Annotated in this window: 15 protein-coding genes and 1 other annotated feature; of the genes, 2 read left to right on the forward strand and 13 right to left on the reverse strand. The window is 45.5% G+C overall.

Annotated features, from left to right (window positions below; genetic code table 11):
* Nucleotides 1-43: 43 nt before the first annotated feature.
* The 9 genes from CS562_RS23795 to CS562_RS23830 all read right to left on the reverse strand — a co-directional run bounded on the left by CS562_RS23795 (nucleotide 44) and on the right by CS562_RS23830 (nucleotide 6,194).
* Nucleotides 44-631 (reverse strand): lysophospholipid acyltransferase family protein, encoded by a 588-nt coding sequence (locus CS562_RS23795; protein WP_063566752.1) that lies wholly within the window; start codon nucleotides 629-631, stop codon nucleotides 44-46.
* The gene (gene cmk / locus CS562_RS23800) at nucleotides 628-1,332 is read right to left on the reverse strand and encodes a (d)CMP kinase (protein ID WP_063566751.1); all 705 of its coding nucleotides are present in this window, start codon (nucleotides 1,330-1,332) and stop codon (nucleotides 628-630) included. Before cmk ends, CS562_RS23795 begins: the two co-directional genes overlap by 4 nt.
* A 112-nt stretch (nucleotides 1,333-1,444) precedes the next feature.
* Nucleotides 1,445-1,660 carry a hypothetical protein gene (locus CS562_RS23805; protein WP_076288923.1) on the reverse strand — a complete coding sequence of 72 codons (216 nt, stop codon included), beginning with the start codon at nucleotides 1,658-1,660 and terminating at the stop codon, nucleotides 1,445-1,447.
* A 69-nt stretch (nucleotides 1,661-1,729) separates the two neighbouring features.
* Nucleotides 1,730-2,383, reverse strand: a complete 654-nt coding sequence (locus tag CS562_RS23810) for a flagellar brake protein (RefSeq protein WP_076288922.1) — start codon at nucleotides 2,381-2,383, stop codon at nucleotides 1,730-1,732.
* A gap of 155 nt (nucleotides 2,384-2,538) precedes the next feature.
* Complete coding sequence (ypeB, locus tag CS562_RS23815) at nucleotides 2,539-3,885, reverse strand: germination protein YpeB (protein ID WP_076288921.1); 1,347 nt, start codon at nucleotides 3,883-3,885, stop codon at nucleotides 2,539-2,541.
* 122 nt (nucleotides 3,886-4,007) lie between these two features.
* Nucleotides 4,008-4,178, reverse strand: a complete 171-nt coding sequence (locus tag CS562_RS33070; RefSeq protein WP_167666101.1) for a hypothetical protein — start codon at nucleotides 4,176-4,178, stop codon at nucleotides 4,008-4,010.
* Nucleotides 4,179-4,296: 118 nt separating this feature from the next.
* Nucleotides 4,297-4,992, reverse strand: coding sequence for a glutamic-type intramembrane protease PrsW (gene prsW / locus CS562_RS23820; protein WP_076288920.1), 696 nt, complete (start codon nucleotides 4,990-4,992; stop codon nucleotides 4,297-4,299).
* A 43-nt stretch (nucleotides 4,993-5,035) separates the two neighbouring features.
* Nucleotides 5,036-5,650, reverse strand: a complete 615-nt coding sequence (locus tag CS562_RS23825) for a genetic competence negative regulator (RefSeq protein ID WP_091000230.1) — start codon at nucleotides 5,648-5,650, stop codon at nucleotides 5,036-5,038.
* A gap of 187 nt (nucleotides 5,651-5,837) precedes the next feature.
* Nucleotides 5,838-6,194, reverse strand: a complete 357-nt coding sequence (locus tag CS562_RS23830; protein ID WP_076288918.1) for a hypothetical protein — start codon at nucleotides 6,192-6,194, stop codon at nucleotides 5,838-5,840.
* A 94-nt stretch (nucleotides 6,195-6,288) separates the two neighbouring features.
* On the opposite strand from CS562_RS23830, the gene CS562_RS23835 reads away from it, so the two are divergent.
* The gene (locus tag CS562_RS23835; RefSeq protein WP_099858408.1) at nucleotides 6,289-7,230 is read left to right on the forward strand and encodes a polysaccharide deacetylase family protein; all 942 of its coding nucleotides are present in this window, start codon (nucleotides 6,289-6,291) and stop codon (nucleotides 7,228-7,230) included.
* 106 nt (nucleotides 7,231-7,336) lie between these two features.
* On the opposite strand, the gene CS562_RS23840 is transcribed toward CS562_RS23835, so the two are convergent.
* Genes CS562_RS23840 through CS562_RS23850 form a run of 3 tightly spaced genes read right to left on the reverse strand, consistent with a single transcriptional unit; the run spans nucleotide 7,337 to nucleotide 9,191 of the window.
* The gene (locus CS562_RS23840; RefSeq protein WP_099858409.1) at nucleotides 7,337-8,161 is read right to left on the reverse strand and encodes a metallophosphoesterase; all 825 of its coding nucleotides are present in this window, start codon (nucleotides 8,159-8,161) and stop codon (nucleotides 7,337-7,339) included.
* Nucleotides 8,149-8,601 (reverse strand): hypothetical protein, encoded by a 453-nt coding sequence (locus CS562_RS23845; RefSeq protein ID WP_076288916.1) that lies wholly within the window; start codon nucleotides 8,599-8,601, stop codon nucleotides 8,149-8,151. Before CS562_RS23845 ends, CS562_RS23840 begins: the two co-directional genes overlap by 13 nt.
* Nucleotides 8,598-9,191 carry a CPBP family intramembrane glutamic endopeptidase gene (locus CS562_RS23850; RefSeq protein ID WP_076288915.1) on the reverse strand — a complete coding sequence of 198 codons (594 nt, stop codon included), beginning with the start codon at nucleotides 9,189-9,191 and terminating at the stop codon, nucleotides 8,598-8,600. The genes CS562_RS23845 and CS562_RS23850 overlap by 4 nt, the downstream gene beginning before the upstream one ends.
* Nucleotides 9,192-9,537: 346 nt before the next feature.
* Nucleotides 9,538-9,768, forward strand: a binding site (T-box leader).
* A gap of 200 nt (nucleotides 9,769-9,968) precedes the next feature.
* Between CS562_RS23850 and serA the strand changes: the two genes are divergently transcribed.
* Entirely contained in the window at nucleotides 9,969-11,564 is a 1,596-nt protein-coding gene (gene serA / locus CS562_RS23855) for a phosphoglycerate dehydrogenase (RefSeq protein WP_099858410.1), read from the forward strand.
* A gap of 106 nt (nucleotides 11,565-11,670) precedes the next feature.
* Here serA and CS562_RS33580 read toward each other — a convergent pair whose 3' ends face one another.
* Nucleotides 11,671-12,447 carry a BclA C-terminal domain-containing protein gene (locus CS562_RS33580; protein ID WP_257219591.1) on the reverse strand — a complete coding sequence of 259 codons (777 nt, stop codon included), beginning with the start codon at nucleotides 12,445-12,447 and terminating at the stop codon, nucleotides 11,671-11,673.
* Nucleotides 12,448-13,412 lie beyond the last annotated feature (965 nt).

The raw sequence follows: 13,412 nt of genomic DNA on the forward strand, positions 1-13,412 counted from the left end.
AAAAAAATGGAAACATGCACTCAGTTGTTCGACGTCACCTTACTCACTTGCTCGGTACGCCCGTTTGCACCATTTCATTAATTTTGGACATAATCTTCTCCGTCGCTCTTTCCAGCGCATCGCCGGAAGGATCTTCCTTGAACTCGTCCAAATTCACCGGTGCTCCATAAACAACTTTCATCTTACGAAAAACCTTGTAGTTACCGATAATAGCAGTAGGAATAACTGTAGCACCACTTCGGAGAGCGAAGCTCGCTGCCCCTTTTTTGCCGATGCCTCCATCATTGTGTCGGCTTCCCGAAGGGAAAATGCCAAGCACTTCACCACCACGCAAAATGTTGAGTGAGGTCTTGATGGATTCCTTGCTGACGCCTCCACGTTTAACAGGGAAAGCGCCTACGGCTTTGATAATTCGGCCAAAGACCGGAATATCAAACAATTCGCTTTTGGCCATGAAGCGCACCTGACGACGAATCTTGATACCAACCGTTGGAGGATCAAAGTTACTGATATGATTGGAACATAAAAGTACGCCGCCTTCTTTCGGGATGTTCTCCCGTCCAACTGCCTCCAGGCGGAAAAGAATGGTGTAAATGATCCGCAGTAATGTGCTGCAAAATGTGTAAATCATAGACCGATCTCTCCTCTGACCATTGTGCAATAAGACACGATTTTGTCAACCACTTCATGGATGCTCATCTCGGTTGTATCGAGCACTGTAGCGTCCTCAGCACAACGAAGCGGGGAAATCTCCCGACTTTCATCCAGTTTGTCACGGGTGGCAATGTCTCGCTCAAGTTGCTGCAACGTCAGTCCTTCTGAGGGGTCCAGTTCTTTGAAGCGGCGAAGTGCACGCTCTTCCACACTGGCAGTCATGAAGATTTTCACTTCCGCGTCGGGCAGTACTGTCGTTCCGATATCGCGTCCATCCATGACGACGCCCTTGCGCAAAGCCATTTGCCGCTGTGTATCCACCAATTGCGTACGCAGCCCCTCGATTTGCGCATATCGGGACACGATTCCCGTCACTTCACGGGAGCGGATTTCCGAGGTTACATCTTCCCCATTACAGAACACTTTCTGTCCGTCGGGATCCGGTTGTAAATCAATGACCAGCTTTTGGGTTTCCTGAAGCACCTCTGGCACATCTTCCGGTGAAATACCTTTTCGAAGCATATGCAAGGTTACCGCACGGTACATCGCGCCAGTATCGACGTATATATACGCGAGCGCCTCTGCAACCAATCGGGCCACCGTGCTTTTCCCGGCACCGGCAGGTCCGTCAATTGCGACGTTCATTTTCCCGTTCTCTGATGTGTTCTGGCTTGCCAACGGGGCATTCCTCCTCAAACGATAAGCCTCAATAAAAAAACAGGCATTGCCTGCATCGTCAAAATTATACCACACTATACACATGGATGCAAAAACAGACAAATCCTTAATGTTATTGTTCGTGTACCGTTTGCATCTGAATTGGTGTTCCTTCCAGACGATCAATGGAGGTCATATTCTTTTTCATATTAGGCACAAGAAGTAATAATTGATAAAACACAAGCAGAATAAGAAGAGCTGTAATCAGCTTCAGAGCCCTTCTTTCCATTCGCTTGGATAAAACATAATATAGGCGCTCGTATCTGCGGGATGCATGGCGATTGTTCACAAGCAGAACCTCCGTTTTTCCATTACAGTGCCCAGCATTGTCCATTGCTATACCAGACAATTATCCTCTTTATTTCGATCGATAATCCAATTGCCGTTCAAAACAAAACTTGATGATCTTCTGCCTTTCCGAATCCGTAATCTGCACAAACTTTAACATGCATAGCTGTCTGCCTGTTTCCAGTGTTTTGATACGTACCACTTCAGCTTCAAAATTAGCATGTTCAATTGCTGCATTCCGATAAGGAATAAGCAACCAGCATTTCAGCTTCTGCCCTTCCGCAATAGCAAAATTGGGTTCTCCATAAATGGACAATCCCCCGCCGCCAATATCTTCAGTCAAGCCCACTGCACGGGTCAGATCTTCACCCTGGATGGCCATTTCAAGGTTTGCATGAACACGCAGAAAACTGCGACGCTGGATTTTGGTAATGTCGTCCGGCAACGGCTTCCGAATTCGTACTAGCCGTACTACATCTTCCTCAAATCCGGTCACATACGTGTTGAAATAATGACGAACCCCGTCTTCCGTAATATAAGAAATGGACAATTCTTCACCAAAAAACAACCGTTTCAACCGGCTGCTTCCCTGCTGCATCGGAACTTCGATCAGAAAACTATTGTCATCCACATCAGCTATACGTGATTTATATTCTTTGCTTTCCTCTTTTTCATCTGCAGAGGCAATCTGGATGTATAAAACTTCATTTATTTTGGGAAACAAGCTGTTCACCGCCACCTTAGCTTTTTATCTTCGTAATCGTATGTACAAGGACTATTATACCATGACCTTTCTCATAGTGGACAACAAAAAACAGACCACTGCGTGGCCTGTTCAGTTATCTATTTGCAATTTAACAGCCTACCGGTTTCTTGATGTTATGTGGTCTCATTCACCGGTTTGATTTCCTCAACAGCTTCTTCCATACCTGTATCAGCGTTGATGTAAATTTTATATTTTGCACCATTGATGCGTCCACCGAATTCGTAACACAGAACTTCTTTGCTGTAATCATTCTTAATGAGTGATTTGCGAGCATAGCTCTCCTTGAATTCCGGATTCAGTTTTTTGCGGGCCTGTTCAACCGTGAGTGTGGCTTTTGGAATCTCCCGCTTTTTCTGATGTTCATATACAAAATCACTTGCCTGGAAGCCTGTAACATCCCCATTATCAAGGCCAACCCTAACAGACATTTTTTCAGGATAAATCAGTGTATCGCCTTGTTTGCGAACATAGGTCAGATTACCGAGATTGCCAAACTCGTCATAATTGACTGCCTTCATATCTTTGTAACCCTTATTGGAAAGGAAATGATCTGCTTTGGCCATAGCTTCCTTACGTGTGACTTTCTTTGTTCCGATTGGACGAGTGTCACTGTAAGAGATGAGCAGACCGCCATTACGCGTGAAGTCCATACTCAATTTACTGTCTTTGGATTGATCAATTGTAGCTGTGTACGATTCCCAGTCTGTACCCTTACCATTCTCCTGTATTTGAATCTTGCCGTGTTCGGCATTGGAGAACTTTGCAGCTTTAGTTTGGATCTGCTCTTTGGTCATCGGTAAGCCATCCAGCTTTTTCACCGAACGTTTGGCATAAATGCTGGAGACTGAAGGACCCCAGTCAAGTTCAGGGTATTCCTGTACCTTTTTGTTGACTGTCCGGAATCCATCCACGATGGTGTTGTCCATCGTTTGCTCTTCGGTTGCCATAGCCGACTCGGCATCCATCCAGCGTAAACGGTCAGAAATGACTTTTTGCTGTACATCCTGCAGATTTTTAGTGATCTCGGATGAATTCGCATACAGCTTTTTCAAGTTGCCCATTTCTTTTTCACTTAAAGGTTCATTGGTCAGATCACGCATGGAAGCCTGATAAGCAAAGTTAGAGATGCGGGAGAGAAACTCCTCCGTCTCACTGAATGGCAACATTGTAAGCGGCAATTGGTTAATCTCATTCTGCGCTTCACTGGTGAGTCGCCATACGTTCATCAGACCTTTACGATGCATCCCTTGGGACGTAGCATGAACTGCCAGTGTATTCCCAATCTCGGAGTGCAATTTGTCCATATGAAAAGATAAATCGTGAAAGGCACGCTGATATTGATTCTCTGCCTTGATCAGAATGGCATTTTTCTCCTGGTTCTCTTGGTAACCCCATACGAGAGCACCGATTAACAGAACTGCAAATATCGGAAACATAACTGAACTTAAACGTTTATACATCGGTAGAGTCTCCTTTCTTCTAAGCCACTACCTCTATTGTGGATCGAAGAAAGACCTCTTATGCATGCGATTTCCAGTCTGTCCAATGACGGGCTTATCACGCGTGGTCTCAAACGTTCTGTTTAATTCAATTGTACCCATGTTGTGCCGCCATCTTCCTCAATTTCGAACTGATCGCGATTATCACACAAACACTGTTTAAAACCAGTCTCAATTCTTCCTCGTTCCTTCTTGCCTCGCAGCGTAAAACGTTCTCCACATTGCTTGCATCTGATTTTAATTTTGATTCTCATCACGCTTATCCCCGTTTCTATTTGTCTTTCCCCGGGAATTTTTATTTTATTGCAACAAAAAACACACCGGGGCATCAGGCGCAGGTTGCGCTCCATGTCCACCAGTGTGTCCGTATTTTTATAATTTAATCTCTTCCTCACGCTTCACAAAACGAAAAGGAGAACGATTGTTGGCCCTTGTAATCTTGCCCATCGCACCGTACCATAGACCCGCCATCAGTGGCGCAATGAACCATAACCAATGATTCACCATCGTATTCATAATGACATCGTAAAGCGCATGCCAGAAGAACGGTAAAACGAGTGAGAGCATAAGAAACCAACGTTTTTTCTTACCATCCGAGAACTTGGCCCGCCCCATGTAATAACCCATAATTACTGCAAACATGGCGTGACCCGATACAGGGAGCAATGCACGAATGAACATAGCTGAGACGGAAGCATTCCCCGCAAAGGCATACAACACATTCTCAACTGTAGCAAATCCGAGTGAAACAGCAACGGAGTATAGAATCCCATCATAAGGCTCGTCAAATTCGGTATGGTTATAAATAATATGGTATATCACAAACCATTTGACGAACTCTTCAACACCACCTGAAATCAGGATAGCTTCAACATAAGGATTATCTCCAAGCCAGATCATCATGCCACGCTGAATAATCATCACAGGCAATACCATCAGAATCCCCATGAGAAAGACTCGAAATACCATGTGAAGAGGTTCTGAGTCATAACGGTCTTTCAGATAAAAGTATGTTAACAAGGCGAGACCCGGAGCTACTGCTGCCGCTAAAACCGAAAACAAAAGCACCGAAATTCCCTCCTCTGACTAAAGACGCGATTACAACGAGAGCTTACTCCTGACGCTTGAAGTGGGTGCAAATAACCTCAACCGCTTGTTCAGGCATAACAACCTTTCCGTACTCTTCCATGACGGCAGGGGTAACGGAAGATCCTTCACCGAATTCAGCAAGCAAGGCAATCAATGCTGCATGTTTAGTGGAATCCAAGTCATCCGGTTCAAAATGCAAAAACCATTTGTCTTTATAAGAATAAAGTCTTCCAGCATCCGTTACGTGCTGATGCAACATATGTGCAGCCTCAATCAGCACTTCAAAATCTTTGAATGCATAGACGATGGAATCGCTTTGCTCAAGTGTAACTTCCATCTCATATACTTCTTCAGGCAAATCATCCTCATTACCTGAACCATATTGTTGCGGATCATATTTCCCCCGGGTGACAATGACAACCATCCCTTGAGCGGGAAGTGCGAATACTTCGACAGCAAGTGGACCTGTAGCATCAAATCCAAGTTCGGAATAGGCCTGGTCCATCATTTCAGTGAACAGTTCATGAACTTTAGGTATTTCCTGCCACATATCTTCTTTTTGTATTCCGCGCTCGCTCAGATCGTCAAAGGTCAGGAAAATCCGTATCTTATCGTGACTTAATCGTTCTATTTTCATACAGGATCTCCCCTTTATAAGCAAGTCTTATAACAGATTATGAAGCACAAAACAATATGTGCTGAAAATAAATCTATGTAGTTATGTTATCATTTTATACCTGCAAATGCACGAAGTAAAATCGACAAAAAAAGAATCATTCCACATCAAAACAGGACTGTGGATGATTCTAATGGGAGGTTTGTGTTTATAAACCCGGTACTGTTGTGTTTGTTTGAGTTAAAATTTGCTCAACTTCTTGTTTAACATCCGGATTGGTGCGAATAAAATCTTTGAGCATGTTCATGTTCTCTTCTTTTTCTTGCGGAGTTATCGGATTTGCACTTTTTTTATGCGTGCTTTTGTGGGCATCTCCGCTCTGTTCGTTTGGCTTGGAGCTGAAACCGTCCATGCCCGGGAATGTCATCTCCATCATTTTGTGTTTGGCCTGATTCATCATGTTGCGGGATGAACCGGAAGACAGCATTGACATTTTACCTTTGGACAGCCAAGAACTGGCTGCTACGCCAATTACAACACCCCAGAAAAAGGATGACGCCTTCATTACACCAACCTCCTTTTAATGTTAAAATCACAACTAGTGTTTGCGGGAGTGCCTCATCTCATTCCGCATAAATACAGGAAAGCGAGTTGAAAGCATGATTAGACACACCATCGCCTTAATTATGATCGCATGCATGCTGTTGTCAGCTTGTGGAACCAAAGTCGAAACAACACCTGAATCCACGAAGCCCAATGATGATTCGGTTACTTCAACGCAGGAGCAGCAGAATGAGCCAACTTCCACTGGCACAAGCGAAAAGCAAACCACGGATTCCCCGTCCTCAACGGACTCGGACTCGAATACGGATCAAGCATCACCAAGTAATGACGAAACATCTTTGACAGAAAAAGAAGGAACTGATAATGCTCCCGATTCACAAGTAGCCGAAGTTAATATTGAAAAAACGTATCACATGAACGCCAATTACTACATCAAACCCAACGATAAGACGAGCGAAAGCAAGGTTGTATTATTGACATTTGATGATGGGCCCAAAGAAGAAAAAATGATTAATGGATTAATCGACACATTGGATAAACATAATGCGAAAGCAATATTTTTTGTTAACGGATACCGAGTGAAAAGTCATCCCGAGTTGCTCGAGATCATTCATAAACGTGGGCAAGTAATAGGAAATCATGCGTGGGATCATGAAGACCTGAAAAAAATGTCCACAACAGCAGCAGCCAAACAGGTAACCGATGTGCAAAAGATTGTGAAAGATACGATTGGCGTGGAACCTCAGTTTTTCCGCCCGCCGTTCGGTTCTGGAAATGATGCACTAAAGGCCACAGTCAAGAAAAACGGCATGTTATACATGACATGGTCCAATGGTTCACTAGATTGGGATAAGAGCACCAAAAACAAACCGGAGAAAGTTATCCAGAATGTACTGGATCAATTAAATCCCGGCAGTAATATTTTGATGCATGAGTTGCCATGGACGGTTGAAGCGTTGGATGAGTTGTTAACCAAACTTGAACAGAAAGGCTACACTTTTGTCGACCCTCGCTCCATTGAACTCGAAGCCCGCTGAGCTTCGATTATTTGCCCAGCATTCGGCTTAATATCATTAATTGATGAACCAAAACTCACACGAAGGAACTGAAAAGTTATAACAAACAGCCTTGGTCCTATGCGGATCAAGGCTGTTTGTTTGAGACCATTCGCAAAGTAATAATATGCATTTCTGCGGGACAACAAAGTCTGAACGGCAAATGATTGGTTCCGTATCCTTTGCTAACCAGCAATTTTCCTTCTTGCTCGGTGTCATTACCATCCTTTTTTAGAGAGAACCACCCACTAGATACGGAGCGGTATGCTTTGTTAAGAAAGACGGGGCCAAAGCCTGGAAATACTAATTGCCCACCGTGAGTGTGACCACTCAATATCAGATCAACAGGTCCATTCAAGTGAAGAGCCTCTAAGGGATCATGCACGATGGCAATCTTGCAATCTTTGGTGTCCAATTCTGCAAGCAGCGAATCGCCTCGCCGTGAACGATAATCAACTCCGACCAGGCAGAGTTTGCTTTTGCCTTTACGAAGGTAAGTGGTAGAATCCTGTAAGAGTTGAACACCCGTATCTCGGAATATACGTTCGAGATGCACAGTTCCTGCTCTTTTGTCATGGTTCCCATACACTGTAAAAACAGGGGCAATATAAGATAACAAGCTCATATTATGTCTGACGAGTGGCCATGAAATTCCTTTTTCCGCCACATCTCCCCCGATGATAACCCAGTCCACCTGATTGCGAAGATGTTCCAGATCATTCTTTTTCAGCTTGCGTTTATGGATATCAGATAAATACAGGATTTTGCTGCCATCAAAAGAAGAGGGCAAATTCGGAACTTCAACCTCTTCTGAAACGATGTGATGAAGATGCGCCTCACGCCACATATGAACCATCAAAGCAATCCCGGCCAAAATAACGGCAACGAACCAGGCCAGTATTACCATGGCCATGGAAGGAAAGTATCCAATGAAGGCGCTCCTTTAATCCCCCACCAAACCAGACTGATTGTAAGCAAAACAAATATAAAAATGAGCGAATTAACAAATCGTTTACTGAGGCGCAAACGACGAGACGGATGAAGTTCAGTCCGCGTAGGAAGTGTGCCCGCTTCGGAAACGGATTCTTCTGATGGTTTTTCTGCTTTGTTGGCACGCGCTGGCGCCCGCCGGGGAAGTACCGGACTTTCCAGCGATGATGTATAAGACTTACGTTGTGATCTTGGTATGGAGACTGAGGTAATTGGTGTGAGTCCTCCCACCTCTGAGGCAGCAGCTGGTTCAACAACCAGATTAACTTGAGAAACTTCAGGACGCTCAGATGTCTCTGTCTTATCCGAGTGACGATGGCGCTGACTGCCGTATGTCTTCATTCTACTTAATTGCTGATTCATGATTCCCTCCGAAAACGTATCGCTAATCCAGACACCAAATCAATAATAAAATGACATAATATAGGCGCCCATAATGTGCCGGATTGCATATAAATCCAACCCAATCCATAGCTCGAAACAAATACCCAACCAGTCGGAATCCAGTGCCGCAAATAGCGTATATGGATGACCGCAAATAAAATACTTGTCCAGTAAGGACCTATCGCATGTTGAATGGCTCCACGAAATAATAATTCCTCACAAACAGCAACTATAGCTGCTATGCATACAATGTGCCAGATTGGACGCTTGCGAAACAGCATCTCGTTAATTCCACCATCGTCCATGCTTTCTTGAGGAATAACATAAGAAAGAACCAAGTCCATAACAAGCATAATGCCAGCAAGACCAAGTCCCCACCATATAAACTGGTAACTGTCTGGCCACGCAAGCACATCAAAAAGATTTCTCTTCTGCAATAAAATCCATACAACCCCAATGATCAAAGTTAACCCTTGTGTAAAGTATAGATTGATCAGAAGCAAACGCTCGGTAAGCTGCTGTGGTTCAGCCTTCTGAATCTTGAACTTGGGAAACTTTAATTTTTTCATCGCCTATGTCTGTCCTCTTGACTTATATTTGATGGATAACAATTTCGTTGTCCAATCGGATAGTATACTAAATGATAGCCAAAAAACCAAATAGGTTCAAGGCCTGCCCCAAGTCCCGGTTTTTCAACAGAGTTTTATCCAATGAATTAGTTCATTAATGTGTTAAAATCCGATTCACAAAACAGCTTGTAATCGAGCTATATCAATCGATTAATGAAGTCAATTTTTATCATCTGTACGCCTTCTCCCCCACTGAAGAAAATTACATTAGCAAATCGAATTAAAACATTTAAGCCTATTGACATGCTCATGTCAGCCATGATACATTATGAAAAAATTAGTCACGTTAAACACGATGATGGAAAAAAGACGTTGCTTTGTCTTACAGAGAGCCGATGGATGGTGTAAATCGGTGGCAGGCAGATGATCTTGAGCGCTCCTGAGTTATTGCATTGAAATTGGAGTAGGTGCAATCGGTTTAGACCCGTTATCCTCTTCGGTCTTCATTGACCGCTAAGACTGTCGTTGCGAAACGGCGGTGAATTAGGGTGGTACCACGACAACTCTCGTCCCTTATTGCGCAAGCAGTATGTGGATTGAGAGTTTTTTGATTTATTTTAGAGTACAGACGTGGGAATCGCCCTATTTGCTACACCCTCCCCCTCTACTGCGACACCGCGTTGTTGGAAGGAAGAGTTTCAATGGTTTTAAGGAATGCCTCTTTCGTGAGGTGAGACCTTGACGATATAGATACACATACCTAAGGAGGAAGAAACCATGTACAAAGTGTTAGTGTCGGACCCCATTAGTGATCTGGGTATCCAGCAACTGGTGGATGCAAATGATGTTGTAGTTGAGAAGAAAACAGGTCTTAGCGAAGATGAGCTTGTTGCAATTATCGGCGATTATGATGCCCTTTTAGTTCGAAGTCAGACTCGTGTAACGGATCGTATTATGACAGCTGGTACAAACCTTAAAGTCATCGGACGTGCTGGCGTAGGTGTAGATAACATTGATTTGGAAGCTGCTACCCAACGCGGTATCATTGTTATTAACGCCCCTGACGGTAACACGATTACGACATGTGAGCATACATTTGCCATGATGATGGCACTGGCACGACATATTCCTCAGGCATATGCCAAAACCATTCAAGGTACTTGGGATCGTAAAACCTTCCTGGGTGTGGAGTTAAGAAATAAAACGCTGGGTGTGCTCGGTATGGGACGAATCGGTAGCGAAGTAGCTAAACGTGCAAAAGCATTCGGAATGGATATTCTGGCTTACGACCCGTTCCTCACTCAAGATCGCGCAGAGAAACTTCAGGTTAAGCTGGCTAGTGTAGATGACATCATTCGCAATGCCGACTTCATGACCGTTCACACACCATTAACACCTGAGACACGTCATATGATTTCCCGCCCTCAATTCGAAGTGATGAAAAAAGGGATGCGTATTATCAACTGTGCCCGTGGCGGAGTTGTTGATGAAATGGCACTTGTAGAAGCAATTGATGAAGGTATCGTTGCTGGTGCAGCATTCGACGTATTCGAGAGCGAACCACCAGCTGCTGACCATCCGTTCCTGAATCATCCTAGCATTATTGTGACGCCTCATCTTGGTGCATCTACAGTCGAAGCACAAGAAAATGTAGCGATCGACGTATCCGAGCAAGTCCTGCATATTCTGCGCAATGAACCGTTCAAAAACGCAGTTAACATGCCTGCTGTAGCTCCAACTGTAATGAACAAACTGCAGCCGTACTTTAAACTTGGTGAAACACTGGGCAGCTTTGCAGCTCAGATCACTCAAAATGCAGTTCAGGAAATCCGGATTGACTACGCTGGAGATCTGTCGGAAGTGGATACTTCGCCTTTGACTCGTTACATTGTAAAAGGTATTCTCGCAAGGCATTTAGGCGGAGAAGCCAATATTGTCAACTCCATGCATTTGGCTAAAGTGCGGGATCTCAATGTAGTGGTTAGCCAAACTTCGGCGACGAAAGGATTTACTAATCTGATTACCGTCACACTTGTGACGAATCAGGATGCTGAGGAGCGTCGTGTTGCGGGCACACTGCTTGCAGGTTATGGAGAGCGTATCGTGCGTCTGGACAAATTCCCAGTGGATATTGCTCCAGAAAGTCACCAAGTTCTGATTTCTCATAATGATAAACCGGGTATTATCGGACGTGTTGGAACTTTGCTTGGAGAGAACGAAGTTAACATCGCCTCCATGCAGGTCGGACGTAAAATCATCGGTGGGGCGGCTATCATGATTCTGACTGTAGATAAAGAAGTTCCAAAAGATGTACTTGTGCAACTTGCAGCTCTTCAGGAAATCAATACTGCCGTTGAAATCGTTCTGAATTAATTATTGTCGGACTATTCACTTATAAGATAAAAAAAGAGGCGAACCCTTATTGGGTTCGCCTCTTTTTATAAACTCAAACTTCTTTTTTTAAAGCGTAATTCATGCATTAACTTAATTGAATAATGTTTAATGTAGCTCCTGGTGGAGAGAGGACAGCGGTACCAACAAGACCAAATAGTTGGAACTGTATTGTAGATCCGGCAGTTACCGTCACAATAAAGTCAGACTGTAACTGACTCAGGGAAAGCAATGGTGAAACTACACTCGCTGGAATTGCTGCCCCGTTAAGTAATATACGGGATTGAATAGCAAGTGCGGCTGTCAGATTTATTTTGTAAGAGATATAGTAACGCCCTGCATTGGCAAGAGTGAAAGTATCATTCGCTCCATTGATGGTTATGCCAGTGCCTATATTTTGGTTGTTTGGTAATGGTATTAGTGTTCCACCCAAAATGACAACGATGGTTCCATTTGTGTTTTCACCAAAAGCTGAATTAGATGTTACAGAGGTTCCTGTGGCTCCGGTTGCACCCGTCGCTCCTGTACCCCCGGTGGCCCCAGTTGCTCCTGTGACGCTCACTCCAGTAGCACCTGTTATTCCAGTCGACCCTGTAGCACCCGTAACGCCTGTCGCTCCGGTGCTTCCAGTTACACTGGCTCCTGTAGCTCCGGTAGCCCCTGTTCCCCCAGTAACTCCGGTGACTCCAGTAGCGCCCGTGCCTCCGGTTACACTAGCCCCTGTTGCTCCGGTAACCCCAGTTGTTCCACTTGCTCCTGTTGCGCCAGTGACGCCGATTCCTGTTGCACCCGTTAAGCCTGTAACCCCGGTGGCCCCGGTTATTCCCGTCGATCCGGTGACTCCTGTCGATCCAGTGACACCCACTCCCGTCGCTCCGGTTATTCCTGTACCCCCAGTGGTTCCGGTTATCCCTGTCTCTCCCGTAACTCCGGTTATTCCGTTTCCTCCTGTTGCACCAGTGATTCCGATTCCTGTTGCACCCGTTAAGCCTGTAACCCCGGTGGCCCCGGTTAATCCCGTCGCTCCAGTGACTCCCGTTACACTAACACCGGTAGCACCCGTTACCCCCGCAGCCCCTGTATTGCCGGTAACCCCAGTCGCTCCGGTTACTCCCGTATCTCCCGTGGCTCCAGTACTTCCCGTTACGCTGACACCTGTAGCTCCAGTTACTCCCGCAGCCCCTGTATCGCCGGTAACTCCAGTCGCCCCGGTTACACCTGTATCTCCCGTGGCTCCAGTACTTCCCGTTACACTGACACCTGTGGCTCCAGTTACTCCCGCAGCCCCTGTATNCCCGTAACTCCGGTTATTCCGTTTCCTCCTGTTGCACCAGTGATTCCGATTCCTGTTGCACCCGTTAAGCCTGTAACCCCGGTGGCCCCGGTTAATCCCGTCGCTCCAGTGACTCCCGTTACACTAACACCGGTAGCACCCGTTACCCCCGCAGCCCCTGTATTGCCGGTAACCCCAGTCGCTCCGGTTACTCCCGTATCTCCCGTGGCTCCAGTACTTCCCGTTACGCTGACACCTGTAGCTCCAGTTACTCCCGCAGCCCCTGTATTGCCGGTAACTCCAGTCGCTCCGGTGACTCCTGTATCTCCTGTGGCTCCAGTACTTCCCGTTACACTGACACCTGTAGCTCCAGTTACTCCCGCAGCCCCTGTATCGCCGGTAACTCCAGTCGCCCCGGTTACACCTGTATCTCCCGTGGCTCCAGTACTTCCCGTTACACTGACACCTGTGGCTCCAGTTACTCCCGCAGCCCCTGTATCGCCGGTAACTCCAGTCGCCCCGGTTACTCCTATATCTCCCGTGGCTCCAGTACTTCC

Source organism: Paenibacillus sp. LK1, assembly GCF_002750415.1.
GTDB lineage: Bacteria > Bacillota > Bacilli > Paenibacillales > Paenibacillaceae > Paenibacillus > Paenibacillus taichungensis.

What these genes read in the sequence shown, in the direction of transcription:
- CS562_RS23840 (WP_099858409.1), bottom strand. Translation starts at nt 8,161, where the DNA reads ATGGCCATGGTAATACTGGCCTGGTTCGTTGCCGTTATTTTGGCCGGG.
- CS562_RS23835 (WP_099858408.1), top strand. Translation starts at nt 6,289, where the DNA reads ATGATTAGACACACCATCGCCTTAATTATGATCGCATGCATGCTGTTG.
- CS562_RS23830 (WP_076288918.1), bottom strand. Translation starts at nt 6,194, where the DNA reads ATGAAGGCGTCATCCTTTTTCTGGGGTGTTGTAATTGGCGTAGCAGCC.
- serA (WP_099858410.1), top strand. Translation starts at nt 9,969, where the DNA reads ATGTACAAAGTGTTAGTGTCGGACCCCATTAGTGATCTGGGTATCCAG.
- CS562_RS23850 (WP_076288915.1), bottom strand. Translation starts at nt 9,191, where the DNA reads ATGAAAAAATTAAAGTTTCCCAAGTTCAAGATTCAGAAGGCTGAACCA.
- CS562_RS33070 (WP_167666101.1), bottom strand. Translation starts at nt 4,178, where the DNA reads ATGAGAATCAAAATTAAAATCAGATGCAAGCAATGTGGAGAACGTTTT.
- CS562_RS23845 (WP_076288916.1), bottom strand. Translation starts at nt 8,601, where the DNA reads ATGAATCAGCAATTAAGTAGAATGAAGACATACGGCAGTCAGCGCCAT.
- CS562_RS23795 (WP_063566752.1), bottom strand. Translation starts at nt 631, where the DNA reads ATGATTTACACATTTTGCAGCACATTACTGCGGATCATTTACACCATT.
- ypeB (WP_076288921.1), bottom strand. Translation starts at nt 3,885, where the DNA reads ATGTATAAACGTTTAAGTTCAGTTATGTTTCCGATATTTGCAGTTCTG.
- CS562_RS23825 (WP_091000230.1), bottom strand. Translation starts at nt 5,650, where the DNA reads ATGAAAATAGAACGATTAAGTCACGATAAGATACGGATTTTCCTGACC.